The sequence below is a fragment of the Chitinibacter sp. GC72 genome (assembly GCF_009760905.1).
Taxonomy (GTDB): domain Bacteria; phylum Pseudomonadota; class Gammaproteobacteria; order Burkholderiales; family Chitinibacteraceae; genus Chitinibacter.
The window spans coordinates 1-23,874 of sequence record NZ_VIRW01000006.1 but is presented as its reverse complement, the minus strand read 5'-3'; the positions used below and the strand labels follow the sequence as shown (position 1 = coordinate 23,874).

The following is a 23,874-nucleotide window of genomic DNA, read 5'->3' as shown; positions in this document are numbered from 1 at the left end:
TCAATATTTACTGGGCAATACCTCTTGTTGTCCTGATAAAAATCAGGCTTTTTTTCCTGAGCGATCAAGCAAAACCGCCAGCAAAATCACGACACCTTTAATCACCTGCTGGTAGAACGACGACACGCCCAGCAGATTCAAACCATTATTCAAAATCCCGATCAACAAAGCGCCAACCAAGGTGCCGAAGATCCAGCCACGGCCACCTGTCAGGCTCGTGCCGCCGAGCACCACTGCGGCAATCGCATCCAGTTCATAGCCTGTACCCGCAGTCGGTTGGGCCGAATTTAAACGTGAAGTCAGAATCATCCCTGCAGTGGCGGCCATTGCGCCCGAAAGCGTGTACACCCAGATTTTGATGCGATCGGTTTTAATGCCCGACAAGGCCGCTGCCTCTTCATTGCCGCCGACCGCATAAACATGGCGGCCAAATACCGTGCGTTTAAGCACAAACCAGAACACCGCAAACATCACCAGCATCAGGATGACCGGCACCGGAATAAAGCCCGCGACATAGCCACCACCGAGCATCGCGAAAAAGTCGCTATTGAGCCCCGTAATCGGGCGGCCTTCGGAAAACACCAGTGATAAGCCGCGCAAAATCGTCATCATGCCTAGGGTGGCAATAAACGGCGCTACTTTGCCCTTACTGATAATCACGCCATTAATCATCCCCATGCCGGCACCGGCTAAAATACCCACGCTGGCGGCCACCACCGGATCAACCCCGTGGCTAAGCATCAAGGCGGTGAGTACGGATGAAAGCGCCAGAATCGAGCCCACCGACAAATCAATCCCACCGAGCAAAATCACCAGCGTCATGCCAAAGGCGATCAGCGCATTGATCGACACCTGGCGGAACACATTCAGTAAATTGCCGACGGTCATAAAGTCTGGGCTGGTGATTGCCAAACCGGCCACCAACACCAGCAGCGCCAGAAATGGGCCCAGTTTTTGTAGGGTCGCTTTGTGTTGTACGTTCATATTCATCATTTCAAACCTCCAGTTGCAGCAGTCATTACCGTTTCAGCATCGGGCTGGTGAAAAATCCCTGCCTGCTTACCCTGATGCATCACCAAGACGCGATCACTCATGGCCAGAACTTCTGGCAATTCGGACGACACCATCACAATCGCCACACCGGACTGCGCTAATTCATTAATGATTTGATAGATTTCAGCCTTACCGCCAACGTCGACGCCACGGGTTGGCTCGTCGAGGAACAAGACCTTGGGCGCAATGCCCAGCCATTTGGCAAACACCACTTTTTGCTGATTACCGCCCGACAGTGATTTCACCTCCAGCTCGGCATCGCGAGTGCGGATGTGCATGCGGTCGATTTCGCGCTGCACCACGGCCATTTGCTCGGCGTGGTTGATCACGCCAAAACGCGCGTATTTCGATAGATTGGCCAGCGTAGCGTTTTCGCGCACCGACAAGCCCAGCACCAAACCCTGGCTTTTACGATCTTCGGTGACAAAGCCAATGCCGGCGGCAATTGCTTCAGCGGGACTACGCGCATTGAGTGCTTGACCATCGAGCTCAACGCGGCCAGCCACTTTGCGATTAATCCCAAAAATAGTTTTCAGGATTTCACTGCGCCCCGCGCCCATCAGCCCGGCGATGCCGAGCACTTCACCGGCACGCACTGCAAAATTAATCCCGCTAATCGTAGCATCGGCCAGATCGCTAACTTTAAGTCGTACCTCGCCTAGCGTGGCCTGCCGTACCGGGAAACGATCACCAATCTCGCGACCGACCATCATGCGGACGATTTCATCAAAATCGGTCTGGGCAATCACCCGCTCGCCAACAAATTGACCATCGCGCAGCACCGAGATCTTGTCGCAAACTTTGAAAATCTCTTCCATCCGGTGCGAGACATACACAATCCCTACGCCGCGTGATTTCAGATCGGCAATAATCCCAAACAGTTTTTCGGTCTCGCGCTCGGACAACGCCGCAGTTGGCTCGTCCATAATCAGCGTTTGCGCGTTCAGCGATAGCGCTTTGGCGATCTCAACCATTTGCTGCTGGCCAATCGATAGCGTGCCGGCTTCCACATCGGGGTCGAGATTTTCAATACCCAGCAATTGCAGATATTCCAGACATTGCGTGCGCATCTTGATGGTGTTGATTACCCCAAAACGGCGTGGCTCGCGGCCCAGAAACATGTTTTCCATCACCGACAATTGCGGAATCAGGTTGAGCTCCTGGTGAATAATGGCGATGCCCTGCTTTTCGGCGTCGCTGGTATTTTTAATAGGGGTATCTTTACCATCAACAGCAATGGTGCCGCTATCAGCCTGATACACCCCGCACAAAATCTTCATTAGCGTTGATTTTCCCGCGCCGTTTTCGCCCATCAGCGCATGAATCTCACCACGCTCCAGCGCAAAATCAACGTCTTCCAGCACCCGGACCGGGCCAAAGGCTTTGCTGATGCCTTTCATTTGGATCAACATGCTTGGCTCCTAAAAAATCACGCCGGAATACAGTACGATATTGGCGTAAGGGCTGGCTTCACCGGTACGGATAATCGCGCGCGCATGGTGCGTCAGCTGTTTGAATTGCTCATGCGGCACGAATTCGATCTTCACGCCATGTTGCGCCATGCCCTCGGCTTGCTCGGCCACCGCCGGATTTTTGCTTTGGCATTCGCTGGCCAGTACCGCACGTTCCACCTGAAAATCGGCCAAGATGCTGTCCAGCGTGGCGAAATATGAAGGTGTGCCAATTTGTAGTGATAAATCGATGCACTCCACATGATCGGGAATCGGCAGGCCGCAATCGGCAATCACGATGCTATCGGTGTGACCCATGCTCGCCAGAACGCGGCTGATGTCACGGTTGAGATGACCTAGCTTTTTCATGCTGCTTCTCCTTGTTCATGCAGAAACGCCAGCAATTGCGCTTGGGTTGGCATGCCACCCTGAGCCCCGGCTTGGGTCACCGATAAAGCCGCAGCCGCACAAGCCATGCGGCTGGCTTGCGCCAAACCACTATCCCAGAAGGCGGCTAGCGCGCCATTAAAGGTGTCTCCCGCGCCGGTGGTGTCGAGCGCTTCGACTTTGAAACTCGCTTGCTGCTGCAGTTGTCCGTTTTCGTCGCAATACCAGGCACCATCCTGGCCTGCAGTCATCAGCACTTTGCCCAGGCGCTGCTGCAATGCGCTGCGCCATTCGCTTTCCGGTATTTGCAATGCCATGCCCAGCTCGAATTCATTGGGTGTTAGCAGGCTCACTTGCGCCAATAGCTCGGCGGGTAAAGCCATCGCCGGGGCAGGGTTGAGAATGAAGGGTTTGCCGTGACGCTGCGCCAGCTCGGCGACTTGGTAAATGGTGGGGAGCGGCGTTTCCAGCTGGGCGATCACCACATCGGTATCGATAAAGGCCGCTTCGGCCGCCAGAATGTCCGCAGGGCTGAGCATGGCATTGGCGCCGGGCACCACAATAATTGCGTTATCACTCCCCGCTAGCGTGATCATTGCGATCCCGCTGGCCATGCCTGTGCTGGTCTGCACCCAGCGCGCATCAATCCCTTCGGCGATCAGGCCTGCTGTGAGTTGCTGGCCGAATGCATCAGCGCCGACCCGGCCAATCATGCTGACCTGGGCGCCAAGCCGTGCCGCCGCAACGGCCTGATTGGCGCCTTTGCCGCCGTGGTAGGTGGCAAAGCCACTACCCAGCAAAGTTTCTCCTAGGCGCGGGTAGTGCCCCACCTGCGCGACCAGATCCATATTGATGCTGCCAACGACCAAGACCTTGCTCATGCTGCCTCCTGATATTTGCTGATTCGATTTAGCTTGCTGTTGGGTAAATGCTAAACCGTAATCAGCATTGCGGATTGATTTATATCAAGTATATGTAGTGAGAATATATACACTACATCCCTGATGCGAGAATCACTTATCGGTTGCTGGTTTGATCCTGATCTAGGTGCTGGGCCGTGTTTTGCGGTGCAATGCTGTTGCGCTTTTCATCCAGAAAAGGGCACGGATATGTGGAGGCAATATGCTGGCATTGGAAATGGCCGAACGCCTGGCGTCGGTGCAAGAGGGGGCTGGAATGGCACGCGAAAATCTACTGGCGATTGCCGACGAGTTGCGCAGGCTGGCTTTGGAAAACGAGCGCTTGCAGGCACAATGTCAGCAATGCGTGCAGTTGAAAAATATTGCCCTGACCATGGTGCATGATTACGCGGTCAGCGCCTGAGCGAGCTCAAGCCGGTCTGACTTAAGCCAAGTAGATTTGGAGATGCAAGGGGTATATGCACATAGCCTTTATTGATATTTTATTTCAAACATATACCTATGGATGTATCTAATGAGCGCCTTGTATTCGGTTTTAATGGTGTGCACCGGCAATATTTGTCGCAGCCCGACTGCTGACGGGGTGTTGCGGCAAATGCTGGCTGATCAGGATCTGGCGCAGCAGGTGATGGTCGATTCGGCTGGGATTGCCGACTATCACGTGGGCGAGGCGCCGGATCGGCGCTCCCAGCAGCATGCCAAAAAACGCGGCTATGATTTGTCCGGCTTGCGCGCCCGTGAAGTGCGCGCGGCTGACTTTGAGCGTTTCGATCTGATTCTGGCGATGGATCAGGGGCACTTTAATCATTTGCATCGTCGCTGCCCGGCGCATTTGCAGCATAAAGTGCAGTTGTTTCTGGACTATGCCAGCGAGGCGGGCGAGCGCGAAGTGCCTGATCCGTATTACGGCGGCTCTGATGGCTTTGAGCATGTACTCGATCTGATTGAAGACGGCTGCACGGGGGTGCTCAAATGGGCGCAGCAACGCCTGGCCGATCAGTCGCGATAATCCCTTACTTGTAAGTATTGCGCTGCCTGTTTTAGAATGTCGGCTTCCTTCGGGGGAGTAATCGCTGGCCGTTTGCAAAATGCAATTGAGCCAGGTTTGCGTCAACAAACTTGAAGCTGCTGATGCTCTGGCTGATGCTGCTTCATGGCGCCTACAGTGCGCTGAACTTTGTCTTTGCGGTCTGCCCATGTGCGACCAAGGCATCGTCAGCGCACCTGATGAGACCCGAGGCTAACCATGCGGTACCCTTGTGGGGTGGGCAGCATGGTTGGCCTCGTCTCGTTCGCCCACCCCGGAGCCTGTTCAATGTTTGATGCTTTACTGATTTCTACCGGTGTTGTAGCAGTGGCCGAAATGGGTGATAAAACCCAATTGCTGTCACTAATTCTGGCCGCCCGGTTCCGTCGCCCGCTACCTATTGTTGCGGGCATTTTTGTTGCTACAGTATTAAATCACTTTGCTGCCGGCTGGATCGGGCAGCAAGTGGCTGGGCTGATTTCCCCTGAGATCCTACGCTGGATCGTGGGCTTGGGTTTTCTGGCTATTGCGGCGTGGGCTATGATCCCGGATGTCATGGAAGAGGGCGAGGCCGTCGTCAAACCCTACGGCGCATTTATTGCAACCTGTATTGCCTTTTTTCTGGCCGAAATGGGTGACAAAACGCAAATTGCCACCGTGGCGCTGGCGTTAAAATACACGCCGCTGTGGCAGGTGGTGCTGGGTACCACCGTGGGTATGATGCTGGCGAATGTGCCGGCTGTTTATCTGGGCGACTGGATTGCCACGCGTATGCATATCTTGCGCATGGTGCGATTTGTGGCTGCGGCCATTTTTGCGCTGATTGGTGTTCTGGCCCTGAGCGGTATCGGGTATTAAGAAGGGCGCTTATATGATGGCGAGCGCAGGCGGCACAACACGCGGCCAGCGCTCGCTTTTTGTATCAATTTGATTCATTAAAACTGAAACGGGGAAGAGACATGCTGGACGCTTTTTTCAAGCTCAAAGAGCATGGGACTGATGTCAAAACCGAAGTCATCGCGGGTTTTACAACATTCCTGACCATGGCGTATATTGTGTTTGTCAATCCGTCCATTCTGGCGTTGACCGGCATGGATTTTAACGCGGTCTTTGTGGCTACTTGTCTGGCTGCGGCGCTGGGCACGGCGATTATGGCGCTGGTGGCCAACTATCCGATTGCATTGGCACCCGGCATGGGCTTGAACGCCTACTTCACCTTTACCGTGGTCAAGGGCATGGGCGTATCGTGGCAGGTGGCCTTGGGCGCGGTGTTTGTGTCCGGCATTATTTTCCTGATTGTTTCGCTGTTTAAGGTGCGCGAGGCGATTGTAAACGCGATTCCGCACTCGCTAAAGCTGGCGATCTCGGCCGGGGTGGGGATGTTTCTGGCGATTATCGCGCTGAAAAACGCCGGTGTTGTGGTTGGCTCTCCTGCCACGCTGGTGACTTTGGGCGATATTCATTCGCCGACCACCTTGCTGGCGATCTTTGGTTTCTTCCTGATTATTGCGCTGGAATACCGCAAGATTCACGGCTCCATCATTATTTCCATTCTGGCGGTAACGGCCATTTCAATTGCGCTGGGTCTGTCTGAATTTAAAGGCGTGTTTTCAGCGCCACCATCAATGGCCCCGACATTGATGCAAATGGACATCGTTGGCGCGCTCAATGTCGGCTTACTGGGGGTGGTGTTTGTCTTTTTCTTTGTCGATCTGTTTGATACCACGGGTACTTTGGTGGGTGTATCGCACCGTGCCGGTTTGCTCGACAAAGACGGCAAACTGCCACGCCTGAAAAAAGCGCTGCTGGCCGATTCGGTGGCCATTACTGCCGGTGCGGCCATGGGGACATCATCTACGACCGCGTATATCGAATCGGCTGCAGGTACTGCCGTCGGTGGGCGCACCGGTCTGACTTCTTTGGTGGTCGCGGTCCTGTTTCTGCTGGCGTTGTGGTTCTCGCCGCTGGCAGCTACCGTGCCGGCCTATGCCACGGCACCAGCGCTGTGCTACGTCGCGGTACTGATGACTCGCGGTCTGGCTGAAATCGAATGGAACGATCTGACCGAGTCAGCGCCTGCCGTAATGACCGCGCTGGCGATGCCGTTTACCTTCTCGATTGCCGATGGCATTGCTTTTGGTTTTATCAGCTATGCTGTGATCAAGTTGCTGGCGGGACGCCGGGAAGATTTAAGCCCGGCGGTACTGATTATTGCCGGTCTGTGGGTTGTTAAATTTGCCTTTTTCCACTGAGATTGACTGATGACTTCGCCACAGATTGTCGAGCCCCCGTACGCCGAATACATCCGCTCGCGGATACGTACCGTCCCGGATTGGCCGCAGCAGGGCGTGATGTTTCGCGACATTACGCCGCTATTGCAGGACCCAAAAACATTCCGGGTGCTAGTGGATATATTCGTGCATCGCTATATGGATCAGCAGCTGGATGTGGTCGCAGGCGTTGATGCACGAGGCTTTATTCTGGGTGCGGTTGTGGCCTACGAGCTCAATCTGGGCTTTGTGCCGGTGCGCAAAAAAGGCAAGCTGCCATTTGACACTGTGGCCGAAGAGTACGAGCTTGAATACGGTTCGGCCACCGTTGAGCTGCACGCCGATGCGTGCAAAGCGGGTGACAGAGTCTTACTGATTGATGATCTGGTTGCCACAGGTGGCACCATGATCGCGGCGGCCAATCTGCTTAAACGCATCGGCGCAAATGTGGTTGAGGCGGCTGCCATTGTGGATTTGCCCGAGCTGGGTGGCTCGAATCTGGTGCGCCAGCAAGGCATAGAATTGTTTACCGTTTGTGATTTTGCCGGTCATTGACCGGCCTGAGGATGTCATCGTGACTATGGAACTACCTGAAGCCCGTACCATTTTGGATAACGCCGATTGTCTGCATCCCGAATCCGAGGTGTTGGCAGCACTCGATCAAATGGGCGAAGCCATGTGCCAGGCTTTAGCGCACACCAATCCGGTGGTGTATACCGTACTGAACGGCGGGCTGATTGTGGCGGGGCATTTGTTGCCACGCCTGAAGTTTCCGCTGGAAATGGCTTACCTGCATGCCACGCGTTACCGCAACGAAACCTCAGGCGGCGAGCTGGATTGGAAGGTAAAGCCACGCGAAGACATGCGCGGCCGCACGGTGGTGATTGTTGACGATATTCTCGACGAAGGCCATACACTGGCGGCTATTGTTGATTATTGCAAGCAGCAGGGCGCCAGCGCGGTGCACGTTGCGGTACTGATCGACAAAAAACACAACCGTAAAGCAGCTGGCATCAAGGCCGATTTTGTTGGCATGGAAGTTGAGGACCGCTTTTTGTTTGGTTGCGGCATGGATTACCAAGGCTACTGGCGCAATACGCTGGCTGTTTACGCAGTCAAAGGGCTGTAAAGTCCTACTTTGCACTCGCCAGTATGTCCTTGCAAGGGGGAGATATGGCGAGCAGCGCAGATATTGTAGTCAAGCATTTTCGCCAGATCCTGATCTGGCCCTTGCAACTGATGCCGACTCCGCACAAGGATGGCGAGCACCGGGCGATGGGGCGGCAGTGGGAGGCCATGGAAGAGGCCGCAGCAGCGGGTTCGCCGTGGCAGCCGCGCCCGACCGAGTTTGATGGCGACCCAGAGCAGTTTGAAGAGCGCCATTACCGGGAATTCGTCACCTTTCTGCCTTATGTTCAGCGGTTTTTGTATGGCGAAAACAGGGCTTCCAATCTGGGGAGCTACGGCCATTCGCCGCTGCATGTTTTTCGCCGCACCGACATCAGCACCGTGTTAATGATGTTCAAAGATGGTGCGGTCCATCATTTCAAAGTTGCCCATATCGACCTGTATTTCTTCTACGACGTCGACGTGGTGATCCTCGCTTTTGAAATCATGGGGGATAATCTGCCGCTCAAGCGCGTGCAGGATGCGCTATTCCGGTTTGGTCGCGCCTTTCCGGCGCAGTGGGATGAAGACGCCACTGCGGCCAACTGCCTGCGTAAAGTGGCGTGGCTCAATGTGGACGGAGATGTCGTCGCCGAGTCTGATTTTGAAGACCGCGCGGGCTACCTGGCGCACCTAGGGCAGTATCGCGCTCCCCGTATGGCCGCACACTGGGATTTTCTGCTGCAGCCACTGGTTTTGCATCACTCGTCGGCCGTGGGTGCCTTGCGCTATCGGCAAATTGAATATCATCGCATGCCAATTCTGGCCTATCTGGCGGTGGATGATCCGTTCAAGCTCAGCGAGGAAGACTTTTACCGACTGGGCATGGTGACCCGACCCGGTCATAGCGATTCCCAGCCCTACACGAAGAAAATGTTCGACGAGTTTGAGCGTACTTGCTGCTATGACCGTTTCTGGGTGCCAGAGCGAGGCCATGCCACAGCCTCTACCCGGATGATGTGTAATGGTCACGCCTTTGTAATGGTGGGTATGCACGGCAACGAGTTCTATTCCAACCCCTACACGGGCATACTGGGGCAATTTCGGCACCAGCATTTTTTGATGGCGCTGATTGCGCACTTTCATAAAGCCGCTTTACTGATGTTTTCTGATCGCCTGGCCGTGGCTTTGTCCGAGCTTAATTTGAAAGATGTTCGTTCAATCAGGACTTTCAAGCGGGAAATCCGGCTTTTGCTGGAGGGTTTTTTGCGCTTCAACCAGCGCTACTGGTTTCGGGAAGTCTCCAATCAGGTGGTGTCCGATCAGTTGTTTCAAATGATTTCGCATCACTTGAGTACCGATAGATTGCATCAGGACGTCAAAGACTCGGTACAGAGCATGAATCAGTATCTGGAAAACGATGATTTGCGCCGACAAGCCGATACCGTTGTGCGTTTAACTGTGGTAACGGTTTTTGGTTTGATTGGTACGACGATTACCAGCTTTCTGGGGATGAATCTGTTTGGCTTGGCCGATGCATCCGGCTGGGTCAAGCTGGCGTACTTTGCGATGGTCAGTGTGCCGATTGTCTGGCTGATTTTTCTCACGGTGGCCAAATCCAAGGTCTTGTCCGAGTTTCTGGATGCCGTTTCGGACGAAAGAATCAGCTTTGTACATACGGTCAAGATTCTTGCAAATATCTGGCGCAAAAAGAAATCATGAAAATCTTGCATGGCAAGCTGATCACCGCGCATCTCGGTTTGCGTCAAGTCGTGTTAGAATCTCGCATCTTTCAACGATTACGGATGCTTCCCGCTCATGTTCTCGAAGTCCCAAACTATCGCCTCTTACGATCCAGATCTCGCTGCAGCGATTGCTGCTGAAGTTGTTCGTCAGCACGAACACATCGAGTTGATCGCGTCTGAAAACTACACCAGCCCAGCCGTGATGGAAGCCCAAGGCTCTCAACTCACGAATAAATACGCTGAAGGCTACCCAGGCAAGCGCTTTTACGGCGGTTGCGAACACGTTGATGTGATCGAACAACTGGCGATTGATCGCGTAAAAGCATTGTTTGGCGCTGAGTACGCTAACGTTCAGCCGCATTCTGGCTCACAGGCTAATCAGGCCGTTTACTTCTCGATCCTGAAGCCGGGCGACACCGTGATGGGTATGAACTTGGGTCATGGCGGTCATTTGACCCATGGCTCACCTGCTAACTTGTCAGGCAAATTGTTCAATATCGTCGCTTACGGTCTGAACGAAAACGAAGAAATCGATTACGACGATATGGAACGCGTCGCAATGGAAACCAAGCCAAAACTGCTGATCGGCGGCGCTTCGGCTTATGCTTTGCGTTTTGACTGGGCACGGATGCGTGAAATCGCCGACAAAGTCGGCGCTTACTTTATGGTCGACATGGCGCATTACGCCGGTCTGATTGCTGCTGGCGTTTACCCAAATCCAGTACCACACGCGCATTTTGTAACGTCAACGACGCACAAAACATTGCGCGGTCCACGCGGCGGTATCATTTTGGCTAAGGCCGAGTTTGAAAAATCACTGAATTCAAACGTATTCCCAACACTGCAAGGCGGCCCGCTGATGCACGTGATCGCCGGTAAAGCGGTTGCGTTCAAAGAAGCGGCGACGACCGAGTTCAAAGAATACCAAAAACAAGTTTTGCTGAACGCGCAAGCGATGGCAAAAACTCTGGCTGAACGCGGTCTGCGCATTATTTCTGGCCGCACCGAGTCGCACGTATTCTTGGTTGATCTGCGTCCTAAAGGTTTGACTGGTAAGGCGGCGGACGCTTTCTTGGGTAAAGCCCACATCACCGTCAACAAAAACGCGATCCCGAACGATCCGGAAAGCCCATTTGTGACTTCAGGTATCCGTATTGGCGCGCCAGCAATTACGACGCGTGGCTTTAAAGAGGCCGAAGCGATCCAAGTTGCTAACCTGATTGCCGACGTACTGGACAATCCGGAAGACGAAGCAAATATCGCCGCAGTTGCCGCCAAAGTGAAAGCCCTGACTGCGCAATTCCCGGTTTACGGCGCGTAACTTTTTACTCGCTGTACGCTGAAAAAGAGGTGGGGCTTAACGCTCCACCTTTTGTGTTTTTTACTTAAAGCTAAACCCAAAGTGCCCACGCAGCGTTGCTTTGTCTCGCTGTACGATTTGTACTATCTTCGACTTTGCGCCTTGCGTGGAAACTTTTGTTCAATTAATGAATGTATATCCTTGAGCTTGATGTGCAGCAATGCATACAGCCCAATACCTAACTAGAGTATCAATGGGCTTGAGATTTTTATGCTCGCCCTGATTTAATACTCACTGATCTTTTTCGATCTTTTGCCCGGGGTTCGTTAATGAAGTGCCCATTCTGTGGTTCCCCTGATACACAAGTCGTTGACTCGCGCGTATCTGACGAAGGTGACGTCGTTCGTCGCCGTCGCCGCTGCACGATTTGCGACAAGCGTTTTACGACTTTTGAAACCGCCGAAGTGCGCATGCCGCAGGTGGTCAAACAGAACGGCCAGCGCGCCGAATTTGATCGTGAGAAAGTGCGTACCAGCTTTCTGCGCGCCCTGCATAAACGCCCGGTGCCCACGCCTTTGGTCGACGAAGCCATTTCTCGCATTATTCAAAAAGTCCTCACCGTCGGTGAGCGTGAAATCATGTCGCGCCAGATTGGCGAAATGGTGATTGCCGAGCTGGCCAAGCTCGATAAAGTGGCCTATATCCGTTTCGCTTCGGTCTACCGCTCATTTCAGGATGTTGAAGACTTCCGCGACGTCCTGCGCGAAGTCAGTAATCGTGAAGTGACGAAGGAGTAAGCATGTTTACCGCTTTCGACCATGCCATGATGGCCAAGGCCCTGCAAATCGCAGCGCAAGGCGCACATTTGACAACACCCAATCCTTGCGTCGGTGCCGTGCTGGTTAATCACGGACAAATCATCGGCTTGGGCCACAGCCAGGCGGCTGGTGGTGCGCATGCGGAAATCATGGCGCTGAAAATGGCGAAAGCCCGTGCGCCCGAGCAGATTGTTGGTGCCACAGCCTACGTCACGTTAGAGCCTTGCAGCCATTTTGGCCGCACGCCACCGTGCGCCAATGCGCTGATTGGCGCGGGCGTTGATCGGGTGATCGCTGCGCTGCGCGATCCGAATCCGCTGGTGGCGGGTCAGGGCCTGGCGCGGTTGGCGACGCATGATATTGCCGTTGCGCATGGCCTGCTGGCCGCACAGGCCCGCGAACATCACAAAGGCTTTCTGTCGCGCATGATCCGTCAGCGCCCTTGGTTGCGCGTCAAGCTGGCTGCCAGTCTGGATGGGCGCATCGCGCTGGAGAATGGCCAATCGCAATGGATTACCGGCGCGGCGGCGCGAGCTGATGTGCAAAAGTTGCGCGCCAGATCGTGCGCAATGCTCACAGGCATCGGCACCGTGCTCGCCGACGATCCGCAGCTGAATGTGCGCGATTTTCCGGTTTCACAACAAGTTCGTCAGCCGCAGCGAGTTGTGCTCGACAGCCAGCTACGCACCCCAGCCAGCGCCAGAATTCTGGCCGATGGTGGCAAAACACACCTGTTGACCACGCTGAATGTATCGCAATCGGCCAGTCCTTATGATGCGGCCAATATCACCGTTGCCACGCTACCCGCGCAAGATGGCAAGCTTGATTTGCATGCCGTGTCTGCCTATCTGGGCCAGCAGGGCTTTAATGAAGTCACTATCGAGGCGGGTGGCAAGCTGGTTGGTGCTTTGCTGCAAGCCGGGCTGGTCGATGAAATCATCCTGTATCAGGCGATGAGCCTGATCGGCAAGGGGCAGGCGATGGCCGATTTCAGTCTGGCCGATTTAAACGATCAGTACCGCCCGAGCGTGATCGAGCGCCGCATGGTCGGCGACGATCAGCGCATTACATTGCGCTTGACCGACCCGAACAGCATTTTCGCAGAAAGCACTTCAGGAGCGTGAAATGAGCGATAACAAGCAATTACTTTGCCCGGATTGTGGCAAGGAAATCGAGATTTTGGCCGCTTGCGGCGCGAAAAGTTATTTCTGCAATCACTGTAATGAATTGAAATCATCGGCACGAGTTCGCGCAGGAAATCCGGCATTGTTTCCTGAGCCGTCATTATTTCCCGAGCACAAGGATTAATATGTTCACAGGCATTATTCAGGCCGTTGGCCAGATTGAAGACGTTAAAGCGTTTAGCGGCGGCGTTCAGCTGACCGTGAATGCAGCTGATCTTGATATGTCCAATGTGGTACTTGGGGATAGTATTGCCCACAATGGCGCATGTATGACCGTGATTGAGCTGATACCCCCATGTCGTTACAAAATTGACGTTTCCGATGAGTCTTTGCGCTGCACGGTGGGTTTGAGCGAGGCGGGTGGCAAGGTCAATCTGGAAAAAGCGTTGCGTCTGGGCGATATGCTCGGTGGGCATATGGTGTCCGGTCACGTTGATGGCGTGGGCAAGGTGATCAGTTTTGAGCCAGTCGGTGAAAACCGCGAACTGGTGATTTGCGCACCCAAAAATCTGGCCAAATATCTGGCCGCCAAAGGCTCGGTAGTCGTTAATGGTGTTTCACTGACGACCAATACCGTGACGGATACGGCGGAAGGCTGTGTGTTTTCAATCAATCTGATCCCGCACACGCTGACCGTTTCAACGCTGGGGCAATTAATCGCTGGCGCGAGCGTCAATCTGGAGATAGACCTGATTGCGCGCTATGTTGAGCGCATGGTTTCATCGGGTACCGTTCAAACAGGAGTGACCTCAGCATGAGCCAGATTTCCCCCGTCCATGAAATCGTTGCCGAACTCAAAGCCGGACGCATGGTGGTGCTGGTCGATGAAGAAGATCGTGAAAACGAAGGCGATCTGGTACTGGCGGCTGACTTTGTTACGCCTGAAGCGATCAACTTTATGGCCAAATTTGGCCGTGGGCTGATTTGCCTGACCCTTACCCCCGAGCGCTGCAAAACGCTAAATCTGTCGACGATGGTCTCAAGCAATGGCTCATCATTTGGCACCAATTTCACCGCATCAATTGAAGCGGCCGAAGGCGTCAGCACCGGGATTTCAGCGCATGATCGAGCACTCACGATCCGCAAAGCCGTGGCTTTTGACGCCAAGGCCAGCGATGTTGTGTCGCCTGGTCATATTTTCCCGGTGATGGCGCAGCCCGGTGGCGTGCTGGTCCGCGCAGGCCACACCGAGGCCGGTTGTGATCTGGCGATGATGGCTGGCTTGACGCCCGCGTCGGTGATTTGCGAAATCATGAACGACGACGGCACGATGGCACGCCTGCCTGAATTGCTGGTTTTTGCTCAGCAGCACAATCTGAAAATCGGCACGATTGCTGACTTGATTAACTATCGCAGCCGCACCGAAACGCTGATTGAATGCGTTGGCCGCCGCCCGGTGCGTACCTTTGCTGGCGAGTTCGATCTTGCCGTGTATCGCGACAAACTCACTTCGGCAACGCATCTGGCGCTGGTGAAAGGTCAGCCCTGCGCCGATGAAGACACGCTGGTTCGCGTGCACGAGCCGCTGTCGGTGATTGACTGGCTTGATCTGGATGCACGCAGCCATTCATGGAATATCGAGTCGGCATTGCAGACAATTGAAAAAGCGGGCAAGGGCGTTGTGGTGCTACTGCATCGCTCAGAAGATGGCAGCGATCTGCTGGCGCGGGCATTGCCTGAGCTCAAGCTGAATAAACCGCAGAAATGGGATATGCGTACCTACGGCATTGGCGCGCAGATGCTGAAAGATCTGGGCGTTGGGCGCATGCGCCTGATGTCGCCCGAGCGCAAAATCCCGAGCATGACCGGCTTTGGCCTGGAAATTACCGGCTTTTATCAGCCCGAATAAGCGATGTTTAATGACTAATCTGAGCGCATTGCCGCTGGCGGTGAGCAAGTAAAACGAATATTGAAAAGGATAAAAAATGAGCGTGGAAGGCATTGCATTGATTAAACCCAATTTATCTGGCACTGGCCTGCGCATTGGCGTGGTAATGAGCCGTTTTAATACGCCGATTTGCGAAGGCTTGCGCGACAATTGCCTGGATGAGCTCAACAAGCTGGGCGTTGCGCCGCAAGATATTTTGCTCAGCAGTGTGGCTGGCGCGCTGGAAATCCCGCTAGTGCTGCAAACCATGGCGGCCAGCGAGCGTTTTGACGCACTGATCGCACTGGGCGCGATTATTCGCGGCGAAACCTATCATTTTGAACTGGTGGCCAACGAGTCCGGCGCAGGCGTTACGCGTGTGACGCTTGATTTTGGCTTGCCGATTGCCAATTGCATTTTGACCACCGAAACGGACGAGCAAGCTGAAGTCCGTGTTATCGAAAAAGCGCGCGAAGCCGCGCGTGTTGCGGTAGAAACCGCTAATTTAGTAAAGGCATTACAAGCATGACCGAAGAACAGAAAACACCTCCCGCAAAAAAACCGCCGATGAAATCAGCGCGCCGCCGTGCGCGCGAGTTTGCGGTGCAGGGGGTGTATCAGTACCTAATGAGCCACGATACGGTGAATAATATTGATCTTTACCTGCGTGGCAGTAGCACTTATTTCACCAAGGCCGACGCCAATCTTTACCGCGCCATCCTGTTCGGCGTGATCAAGGATGCGGCCAAACTCACGACCGCGCTTGAGCCTCACGTTGATCGCCCGCTGGAGGAAGTCAGCACGGTTGAGCTGGCGGTACTCTACACCGGCGCGTTCGAGATTATGTCGATGCCAGAAACACCATATCCGGTGATTATCAATGAAGCCATTGAGCTGACCAAAACCTACGGCGGCTCAGATGGCCATCGTTTCGTTAATGGCGTACTCGACAAGCTGGCTGAGCTGGTGCGCAGCACCGAATTTGCCGCCATTCGCGCCAAACGTCAGGGTTGATTGGCAGCTCGGAAGTCATTGACCAAAAGTTTTCGTGCCAGGCATCGAGCCGAAGACAGTACACACGTACGGCGAGGCGAGATAACGATGCACGGAAACTTTTGGCTTAATACTGATGAATGAATTCGATCTGATTGCCCGGTATTTCACCCGCCCAACGCGGCCTTTGCAGCACGCCGATTTGGGTGTGGGTGATGATGCCGCATTGATGACGGTGAGTGAAGGCCATCAACTGGCTGTGTCGGCCGATATGCTGGTTGCTGGCCGGCATTTTTTTGCGGATGCCGACCCGGAGCGGCTAGGGCATAAATGCCTAGCGGTGAATCTCTCTGATCTGGCTGCGATGGGCGCGCGGCCAACGTGGTTTACGCTGTCGTTGGCGCTGCCGCAGATCGACCCCGACTGGCTGGCGGCTTTCAGTCGGGGCCTGTTTGCGCTGGCCGACGAGCATCAGATCGAGCTGGTCGGCGGCGATACCACACGGGGTCCGCTCACCATCGCGATCCAGGTGGCTGGCGAAGTGCCGCAGGGTCGCGCCATGCTGCGTAGCGGCGCACAAGCGGGTGACGACATCTGGGTGACAGGGCCTTTGGGGGGCGCAGCGGCAGCGGTGATGCACCGAACCGGGCGTACCCAGCTGCCCGTCGACATTGCCCGCCAGTGCGATTTAAGGCTTGATTTGCCACAGCCGCGAGTGGCATTTGGGCGCGCCATTGCCGCATATGCGCATGCCGCGCTGGATATTTCGGATGGTTTGGCCGGTGATCTGCGGCATATTTGCCAGCGCTCGCAGTGCCGCGCACAAATCCGAATTGATGATGTGCCTGTGGCACCACAATTAAGTTACTTGCCTGCTGCATTGGCGCGGGAGGCCAAGCTGGCGGGTGGCGACGATTATGAATTGTGCTTTACCGCACCACAGTCTGCCCGCCAGCAAATCACTACCATTGCGAGCCACTGCGGGCTCAGCGCCAGCCGCATCGGCAGCATTTTGCCTGCCGCAGCACAAGCCGAGTTGCTGCAGTTTCTAGACTCGAACGATCAGCCGCTTGCGCTGTCTTTCGGCGGATTTGACCATTTTAAAACGACATAAACGCAATGCCGATTTTTGCCTGCAGCGATAAAAAACAGCCCCCTCAGCTCAAGCCCGATTTTGCCTTTGTTTTTTCCCATCCGGCGCACTGGCTGGCCTTTGGCTTTGGCAGTGGCCTGGCCCAAAAAGCCCCCGGCACCTGGGGAACGCTGGTGGCCTTGCCCATCATGGCCGCTTTGCAATGGCTGCTGCCCAATCCGGTGATTTTCGCTTTTTGCATCCCGCTGTTCGCCTTGGGTGTCTGGGCTGCGCAGATCACAGGCAAGGCGCTGGGCGTGAGCGATTATGGTGGCATCGTCATCGACGAAATTGTGGCCATGCTGATGGTGCTCTGCTTTACGCCGACCGATCCGCTGGCGTGGCTGGTCGCCTTTGCGCTGTTCCGCCTGTTTGATATTGTCAAGCCCTGGCCGATCAGCTGGTTTGACCGCCGTATTAAAGGTGGATTGGGCGTGATGCTGGACGATCTGATTGCGGCTTTTTTTGCGATTGTCGGTATCTTGCTGTATTCAACCCTAATCTGACTTTTCTCTGTGTAGGGTATATGCTTGTAGGACTTGCTGGGCATTGAATGCAGGCTAATACCCTGTGCCGAGTCTGTGTAGATATCGCACGTTCAACTTATTCAGATCTAGCCGACGGCCTGCAAGCAGGCCGAGTACGAGCCAAATCTGCTTTTCCCATTCAGCCCGGCGCGGGCTGATTTATTCTCGGCTTGGGTCGGCAGCAAGGCGCTCAGCTCTGTTAAAATCGGGGCATGATCAGACTAAAATCCCTTACCTTGCGTCGCGGTGTCAAAGTTCTGCTGAACCGCGTTGATTTAACCTTGAACCCCGGCTCGAAAACCGGCGTGGTTGGCGCCAATGGCGCTGGCAAATCCAGCTTTTTTGCGCTGTTGCGCGATGAAATTCATGCCGACGAAGGCAATCTGGAAATGCCGCCGCGCGCGGCCATCGCGCATGTTGCGCAGGAAACCCCGGCGCTGGCCTGCTCGGCACTGGATTATGTCCTCGATGGCGACGTTGAATTGCGTCGCATCGAAGCCGATTTACTGGCTGCGGATGCCAGCGAAGAACATGATGGCCTGCGTCACGGTGAATTGCTGGCCCAGCTTGAAGCGATTGATGGCTATTCCGCACCTGCGCGCGCAGGCAAATTGCTCGCAGGCTTGGGCTTTAGCGTCGAAGAGATTTCCCGCCCGGTTTCCAGCTTTTCTGGGGGCTGGCGCATGCGCTTGAATCTGGCACAAGCGTTGATGTGCCGCTCTGATTTGCTCTTGCTTGACGAGCCGACCAATCACCTGGATCTGGAAACTGTCGTCTGGCTGGAAAACTGGCTTAAATCCTATCGCGGCATGTTGCTGATTATTTCGCATGACCGCGATTTTCTGGATTCAACCGTCGGGCAAATTCTGCACGTCGAGAATGCCGAGCTGGTGCTCTACACCGGCAATTACGCCGATTTTGAAAACCAGCGCGCCGAAAAGCTGGCGCTGCAATCGCAATCCTACGAAAAACAACAACGGCAGATTGCTCATCTGGAAAGCTTTATTACCCGTTTTAAAGCCAAGGCCAGCAAGGCCAAGCAGGCGCAAAGCCGGGTCAAAGCGCTGGAAAAGATGGAACGCATCGCCGCCGCGCACGTTGATTCACCATTTACTTTTGCTTTTCGCGAGCCAGACTCTTCGCCTAGCCCGCTGGTGCGGCTGGAAGACGCGCAAGCTGGCTATGCGGCTGACAAACCGATTTTGCGCGATCTGGAACTAAGCCTGGAAAACAAAGCCCGCCTTGGTCTGCTGGGGGTCAATGGCGCGGGTAAATCGACCTTTATCCGCTCGCTCGCTGGTGAGCAGCCGCTACTCAAGGGCGTGCGCACCGAAGGCAAGGGGTTAAAAGTGGGCTATTTTGCCCAGCATCAGCTCGAATATCTGCGCCTTGAAGAGTCTGCGCTGTGGCATATGCAAAATCTGGACCCCAAAACACGCGAGCAGGAGCATCGCAATTTTCTGGGGGGCTTTAATTTTCATGGCGATATGGCCACTTGTCCGGTGGCGCCGTTTTCCGGCGGCGAAAAAGCCCGGCTGGCGCTGGCCTTGCTAATCTGGCAAAAACCCAATTTATTGCTACTCGATGAGCCGACCAACCACTTGGACATCGAAATGCGCGAAGCACTGACTTTTGCTTTGCAGGATTTCGAGGGCGCGCTGATTGTGGTCTCGCATGATCGTCACTTGCTGCGCGCAACGGTGGATGATTTCTGGCTGATTGAAAATGGCACGGTACGCCCCTTCGATGGCGATCTGGATGACTACACGCGCTACAGCCAGGAGCAGCGCAACGCTCAGGACAAAGCAAGCAAACCCCTTGCACCAGCTGCTTCGGGTGAGGTGGTAAATCGCAAAGAGCAAAAGCGCCAGGAAGCGCAAGAACGCCAGAAGCTGGCCGAATTGCGCAAGCCGCTGGAGAAAAAGCGCGAAAAAAACGAAAAGGAAATGGCCAAAGCGCACGAATTACAAGCACAAATTGCCGGGCAGCTCGCCGATGAAACCTTATACAGCGTCGAGAAAAAAGACCAGCTGCAACAGGTGCTCAAACAGGAAGCCGATTTGAAAGCCAAGGTTGAGACGCTGGAGCTGGAATGGTTAGAGCTGACCGAGCAGATTGAGGCGATTTAAAGTTAATTTCTAAGTTGGGGGGTATTGCTAATTAGATCAAGGTTGAATTGATCTTCGTGGCAATACCTAAGGAGAGTATTTTGCGTTCAACCACATCGATTGTGCTGGTTTGGTTGCTGGTTTGCGGTCTGATTTACTGGGCCTTTGATGCGCTGATCTTAAAGCAGCACAATCCCAATTCGCTGCGTATTACCGCCAATCAGGGCCAGACGCTGGTTTTGAAACGCTCGCGTGATGGGCATTTTCGCTTGAGCGCCACAATGAATCAGGAGCCGGTGGTCTTGTTGATTGATACCGGTGCCAGCATGGTCACTGTGGGCGAGGCGCTAGCTAATCGGCTCAAGTTGCCGCGTGGCGAAGCGTTTATTACGCAAACGGCCAATGGCGAAACCAGCGCGTATTGGTCGCAGGTGACGCAAATGTCACTAGGGCCATACATGCTTGAAAACGTCAGAGTAGGGGTGGTGCCGCGTTTGGGCGATGAGGCTTTGCTGGGAATGAATGTTCTGAAGAATTTCTCGGTGCAGATTGCTGGCGATCAAATGACTATTAAGTCATTGGAATGAAGCCGAATTATTAGAATTATTATTAGAATTATTAAAGTGCAGCCAGCTCGATTTCTGGTAACTGATCCATGAGTTCCAGATGCAATAAGTGATCGACCCGCTTCATCACTTCATTCGCTGCAATCAGATATTGCGCAATCGCAGCACTTAAATCATCACCGTATTCGCTAGGGCGTAAAGGCATTTTCCAATCCGAGAAAACAATTGCTATGCCTTTTATATCGGCATTTGCACGGTTTTCTTTAGCTTTTTCGCCGCCTTTGCTGTGATCTGCCTCATATAAAACACTGATCTGATTCAAGAGAAAAGCCCCTTGGACAATGCAAGGGGCTTTTTGCACTTACTGTTTTAGTGCTTGGGCGTGATTACTGGCCGTAGGTTTCTTTGTATTCACGACCGTAGAAGCTATCGAGCAATACTTGTTTCAATTCGCTAATCAATGGGAAGCGTGGGTTAGCACCGGTACATTGGTCATCAAACGCTTCTTCCGCAATGCGATCGACTTTAGCCAAGAAGTCAGCCTCGTTCACGCCAGCATCTTTAATTGAAGCTGGAATATTCAAGGTCGCTTTCAGCTCATCAACCCAAGCAATCAATGCTGCCACTTTCTGGTCGTCATTTTTGCCTTGCAGGCCCAAATGCTCAGCGATGTCAGCATAACGGCATTTCGCTTGTGGTCTATCGTATTGGCTAAACGCAGTTTGTTTAGTCGGAATATCAACCGCGTTGTAACGAATGACGTTGCTGATCAGCAAGGCATTGGCCAAACCGTGCGCTAGGTGGAACTCGGCACCGATCTTGTGCGCCATTGAGTGACAAACACCCAAGAACGCATTGGCAAACGCCACACCGGCGATCGTTGCTGCATTATGCACGCCTTCACGAGCGGCTGGATCTTTCGCGCCATTAATGTACGCCGATGGCAAGTGTTGCTGTAGCAGTTTCAAGGCTTGCAGCGCTTGTGGATCGCTAAACTCGTTCGCCAATACGGACACATAGGCTTCAAGTGCGTGTGTCACCGCATCGATACCGCCAAAGGCAGTCAACGATTTGGGCATATTCATCACCAGATTAGGATCGACGATGGCCATGTTTGGCGTCAATTCGTAATCGGCAATCGGGTATTTCATACCGGTTTTTTCATCAGTCACGACCGCAAATGGCGTCACTTCCGAGCCAGTTCCTGAAGTGGTTGGAATCGCAACGAGTTCTGCTTTCACACCCATTTTCGGGAATTTATAAATCCGTTTACGGATATCCATAAAGCGCAGCGCCAAATCTTCAAACGCGACATCTGGGTGCTCGTACATTACCCACATGATTTTCGCCGCATCCATTGGTGAACCACCACCCAAGGCAATGATCACGTCTGGTTTGAAGCTATTGAGCATCGCCACGCCTTTGCGCACTACGGCCAGTGTTGGGTCAGCTTCAACTTCGTGGAACACTTCAACTTCCAAGCCGTTTTGCTTCAGGATACGAATGGTTTCATCAACGTAACCGTTATTAAACAAGTAACGATCAGTCACAATCGCAGCGCGTTTTTTGTTTGACAGCTCTTCAAGAGCTACTGACAAACTGCCACGGCGGAAATAAATGCTTTTTGGAAGTTTATGCCACAACATATTTTCAGCTCGCTTAGCGACAGTTTTCTTGTTGATCAGGTGTTTTGGACCCACGTTCTCAGAAATTGAGTTGCCACCCCAAGAACCGCAACCCAAAGTCAGTGAAGGTGCCAGTTTAAAGTTGTACAAGTCACCGATGCCACCTTGTGAAGACGGGGTATTGATCAAAATACGTGCCGTTTTCATTTTGTCGCCAAAGTAAGCAATGCGCTCGCCTTGCAAGTCTTGGTCGGTATAGAGTGATGAGGTGTGGCCAATCCCGCCCAGCGCCACCAGTGCCTCAGCTTTATGCACGGCATCAAAGAAGTCTTTGGCACGGTACATAGCGAGGGTAGGGGAGAGCTTCTCGTGGGCAAATGCTTCTTCTTCGCCCACTGAGGCCACTTCACCGATCAGTACTTTGGTATACGGTGGCACTTTAATGCCAGCCATATCGGCAATTTTCAGCGCAGATTGACCAACGATATTGGCATTCAAATTGCCATCTTTCAAAATCACTTTGCGCACAGCTTCAGTGTCTTTCTTATTCAGAATGTAGCCACCGTTCGCGTTAAAGCGCTCTTTCACTTGATCGTAAATGCTGTCTACGATGATCACGGATTGCTCGGAAGCACATACCACGCCATTGTCGAATGTTTTTGACATCAAGATCGATGCCACAGCACGTTTAATATCCGCAGTTTCATCGATTACAACTGGGGTATTGCCCGCGCCAACACCAATAGCGGGCTTTCCAGAGCTATACGCCGCCTTCACCATGCCTGGGCCGCCAGTGGCCAAGATCAGATTCAGGTCTGGGTGTTTCATCAGGTGGTTAGACAATTCAACGGTCGGTTCGTCAATCCAGCCAATAATATCGCGTGGCGCACCAGCAGATACGGCCGCTTCCAATACCAAACGCGCAGCTTCGCAAGTTGATTTGCGCGCGCGTGGGTGTGGGCTGAAGATAATACCGTTACGAGTTTTCAGCGCAATCAACGCCTTGAAAATGGCCGTTGAAGTTGGATTGGTCGTTGGCACGATGCCGCAGATAATCCCGATTGGCTCGGCAATCGTCATCGTGCCGAATGCGTCATCAACCGACAAAATGCCGCAGGTTTTTTCATTTTTGTAAGCGTTGTAGATGTATTCGGAAGCAAAGTGATTTTTGATTACTTTGTCTTCAACAATGCCCATGCCGGTTTCGGCTACGGCCATTTTAGACAATGGCAAGCGCGCATCAGCCGCCGCCAGCGCGGCAACACGGAAAATTTCATCAACTTGCTCTTGCGAAAAAGTAGAGAACAATTGCTGTGCTTTTTTTACACGAGCAACCAGTGCGTCGAGTTCTTGAACATTGGTAACAGCCATTTTTAGCTCCTGACTTGCGATGTGAGTATCTGTGGTTGATATGCTATGCCTGACGCATCTTTGTTTCTGTGCTTTATTCACACGTCATTGTGATGATATCCAAATTCAGCCAAGGATGTATGTGCAGACCGCATCTTTCTCATGAACGCATCATAGCGCCAGCCATAAAGCCAAAGTTTGATATTTCTCATGGTTTTCGATTAAAGCTGCTAATAAAACGCATAATGTATATTATGTAAAGTCATCCTTACGAGCCATCCGCCGCACCATCGCCAAAATCACCGCTTTTTTTGGCCGAAAATATTTTTTCAGCAAGTGCTAATTTGTCGCACTCCTACAACAGCCGCCAGCCATGGCGGCTTTTTTACGAGGTGCATTTATGCGCAAATTTCCTAAAGCTGACTTTCCTTGCAACTCTAACGA

General features: G+C 53.5%; 25 protein-coding genes. 19 read left to right on the top strand and 6 right to left on the bottom strand.

The features are described 5' to 3' along the window. Positions 1-42: 42 nt before the first annotated feature. The 4 genes from rbsC to FLS37_RS07340 are packed head-to-tail and all read right to left on the bottom strand — an operon-like array spanning position 43 to position 3,772. On the bottom strand, positions 43-993 hold the full coding sequence (rbsC, locus tag FLS37_RS07355) for a ribose ABC transporter permease (RefSeq protein WP_374756834.1): 951 nt from the start codon (positions 991-993) through the stop codon (positions 43-45). Beyond that, positions 990-2,465: a sugar ABC transporter ATP-binding protein gene (locus tag FLS37_RS07350; protein ID WP_157315479.1), complete on the bottom strand. Its 1,476-nt coding sequence runs from the start codon at positions 2,463-2,465 to the stop codon at positions 990-992. The genes rbsC and FLS37_RS07350 overlap by 4 nt, the downstream gene beginning before the upstream one ends. A gap of 9 nt (positions 2,466-2,474) precedes the next feature. Continuing rightward, positions 2,475-2,873 (bottom strand): D-ribose pyranase, encoded by a 399-nt coding sequence (gene rbsD / locus FLS37_RS07345; protein ID WP_157315477.1) that lies wholly within the window; start codon positions 2,871-2,873, stop codon positions 2,475-2,477. Beyond that, positions 2,870-3,772 carry a ribokinase gene (locus FLS37_RS07340; protein WP_157315474.1) on the bottom strand — a complete coding sequence of 301 codons (903 nt, stop codon included), beginning with the start codon at positions 3,770-3,772 and terminating at the stop codon, positions 2,870-2,872. Before FLS37_RS07340 ends, rbsD begins: the two co-directional genes overlap by 4 nt. Before the next feature lie 241 nt (positions 3,773-4,013). Here FLS37_RS07340 and FLS37_RS07335 point away from each other — a divergent pair, with 241 nt between their 5' ends. From FLS37_RS07335 to FLS37_RS07245, 19 genes are all read left to right on the top strand, one after another. Further along, the gene (locus FLS37_RS07335) at positions 4,014-4,214 is read left to right on the top strand and encodes a hypothetical protein (RefSeq protein ID WP_157315472.1); all 201 of its coding nucleotides are present in this window, start codon (positions 4,014-4,016) and stop codon (positions 4,212-4,214) included. 111 nt (positions 4,215-4,325) lie between these two features. Next, positions 4,326-4,820: a low molecular weight protein-tyrosine-phosphatase gene (locus tag FLS37_RS07330; RefSeq protein WP_232522532.1), complete on the top strand. Its 495-nt coding sequence runs from the start codon at positions 4,326-4,328 to the stop codon at positions 4,818-4,820. Positions 4,821-5,126: 306 nt separating this feature from the next. Continuing rightward, positions 5,127-5,696, top strand: a complete 570-nt coding sequence (locus tag FLS37_RS07325; protein WP_157315470.1) for a TMEM165/GDT1 family protein — start codon at positions 5,127-5,129, stop codon at positions 5,694-5,696. A gap of 101 nt (positions 5,697-5,797) precedes the next feature. Further along, positions 5,798-7,090, top strand: a complete 1,293-nt coding sequence (locus tag FLS37_RS07320) for an NCS2 family permease (protein WP_157315468.1) — start codon at positions 5,798-5,800, stop codon at positions 7,088-7,090. 9 nt (positions 7,091-7,099) lie between these two features. Beyond that, complete coding sequence (locus FLS37_RS07315; protein WP_157315466.1) at positions 7,100-7,663, top strand: adenine phosphoribosyltransferase; 564 nt, start codon at positions 7,100-7,102, stop codon at positions 7,661-7,663. A gap of 25 nt (positions 7,664-7,688) precedes the next feature. Beyond that, positions 7,689-8,237 carry a hypoxanthine-guanine phosphoribosyltransferase gene (locus tag FLS37_RS07310; protein WP_232522542.1) on the top strand — a complete coding sequence of 183 codons (549 nt, stop codon included), beginning with the start codon at positions 7,689-7,691 and terminating at the stop codon, positions 8,235-8,237. Positions 8,238-8,281: 44 nt separating this feature from the next. Further along, positions 8,282-9,937 (top strand): hypothetical protein, encoded by a 1,656-nt coding sequence (locus FLS37_RS07305; RefSeq protein WP_157315462.1) that lies wholly within the window; start codon positions 8,282-8,284, stop codon positions 9,935-9,937. Between the two features lie 96 nt (positions 9,938-10,033). Next, entirely contained in the window at positions 10,034-11,281 is a 1,248-nt protein-coding gene (gene glyA, locus FLS37_RS07300; protein ID WP_157315460.1) for a serine hydroxymethyltransferase, read from the top strand. A gap of 308 nt (positions 11,282-11,589) precedes the next feature. Further along, positions 11,590-12,057, top strand: coding sequence for a transcriptional regulator NrdR (gene nrdR / locus FLS37_RS07295; protein WP_157315458.1), 468 nt, complete (start codon positions 11,590-11,592; stop codon positions 12,055-12,057). A 2-nt stretch (positions 12,058-12,059) separates the two neighbouring features. Then, on the top strand, positions 12,060-13,202 hold the full coding sequence (ribD, locus tag FLS37_RS07290; RefSeq protein ID WP_157315455.1) for a bifunctional diaminohydroxyphosphoribosylaminopyrimidine deaminase/5-amino-6-(5-phosphoribosylamino)uracil reductase RibD: 1,143 nt from the start codon (positions 12,060-12,062) through the stop codon (positions 13,200-13,202). A gap of 1 nt (position 13,203) precedes the next feature. After that, the gene (locus tag FLS37_RS07285) at positions 13,204-13,386 is read left to right on the top strand and encodes a zinc-ribbon domain-containing protein (protein ID WP_157315453.1); all 183 of its coding nucleotides are present in this window, start codon (positions 13,204-13,206) and stop codon (positions 13,384-13,386) included. Between the two features lies 1 nt (position 13,387). Next, positions 13,388-14,020: a riboflavin synthase gene (locus FLS37_RS07280; RefSeq protein ID WP_157315451.1), complete on the top strand. Its 633-nt coding sequence runs from the start codon at positions 13,388-13,390 to the stop codon at positions 14,018-14,020. Next, positions 14,017-15,111 carry a bifunctional 3,4-dihydroxy-2-butanone-4-phosphate synthase/GTP cyclohydrolase II gene (gene ribBA, locus FLS37_RS07275; RefSeq protein WP_157315449.1) on the top strand — a complete coding sequence of 365 codons (1,095 nt, stop codon included), beginning with the start codon at positions 14,017-14,019 and terminating at the stop codon, positions 15,109-15,111. Before FLS37_RS07280 ends, ribBA begins: the two co-directional genes overlap by 4 nt. Before the next feature lie 76 nt (positions 15,112-15,187). Beyond that, positions 15,188-15,658 (top strand): 6,7-dimethyl-8-ribityllumazine synthase, encoded by a 471-nt coding sequence (gene ribH / locus FLS37_RS07270; RefSeq protein WP_157315447.1) that lies wholly within the window; start codon positions 15,188-15,190, stop codon positions 15,656-15,658. A gap of 38 nt (positions 15,659-15,696) precedes the next feature. Continuing rightward, on the top strand, positions 15,697-16,143 hold the full coding sequence (gene nusB / locus FLS37_RS07265; RefSeq protein ID WP_157669358.1) for a transcription antitermination factor NusB: 447 nt from the start codon (positions 15,697-15,699) through the stop codon (positions 16,141-16,143). Positions 16,144-16,258: 115 nt separating this feature from the next. Continuing rightward, entirely contained in the window at positions 16,259-17,236 is a 978-nt protein-coding gene (gene thiL / locus FLS37_RS07260) for a thiamine-phosphate kinase (RefSeq protein WP_198314528.1), read from the top strand. 5 nt (positions 17,237-17,241) lie between these two features. Then, complete coding sequence (locus FLS37_RS07255; protein WP_157315445.1) at positions 17,242-17,760, top strand: phosphatidylglycerophosphatase A; 519 nt, start codon at positions 17,242-17,244, stop codon at positions 17,758-17,760. A gap of 233 nt (positions 17,761-17,993) precedes the next feature. Beyond that, positions 17,994-19,910, top strand: coding sequence for an ATP-binding cassette domain-containing protein (locus tag FLS37_RS07250; protein WP_157315443.1), 1,917 nt, complete (start codon positions 17,994-17,996; stop codon positions 19,908-19,910). Between the two features lie 80 nt (positions 19,911-19,990). Continuing rightward, positions 19,991-20,476 carry a TIGR02281 family clan AA aspartic protease gene (locus FLS37_RS07245; protein WP_157315440.1) on the top strand — a complete coding sequence of 162 codons (486 nt, stop codon included), beginning with the start codon at positions 19,991-19,993 and terminating at the stop codon, positions 20,474-20,476. A 31-nt stretch (positions 20,477-20,507) separates the two neighbouring features. On the opposite strand, the gene FLS37_RS07240 is transcribed toward FLS37_RS07245, so the two are convergent. Next, positions 20,508-20,816 carry a hypothetical protein gene (locus FLS37_RS07240; protein ID WP_157315437.1) on the bottom strand — a complete coding sequence of 103 codons (309 nt, stop codon included), beginning with the start codon at positions 20,814-20,816 and terminating at the stop codon, positions 20,508-20,510. 25 nt (positions 20,817-20,841) lie between these two features. Continuing rightward, entirely contained in the window at positions 20,842-23,451 is a 2,610-nt protein-coding gene (gene adhE, locus FLS37_RS07235) for a bifunctional acetaldehyde-CoA/alcohol dehydrogenase (protein ID WP_157315435.1), read from the bottom strand. Positions 23,452-23,874: the final 423 nt, after the last annotated feature.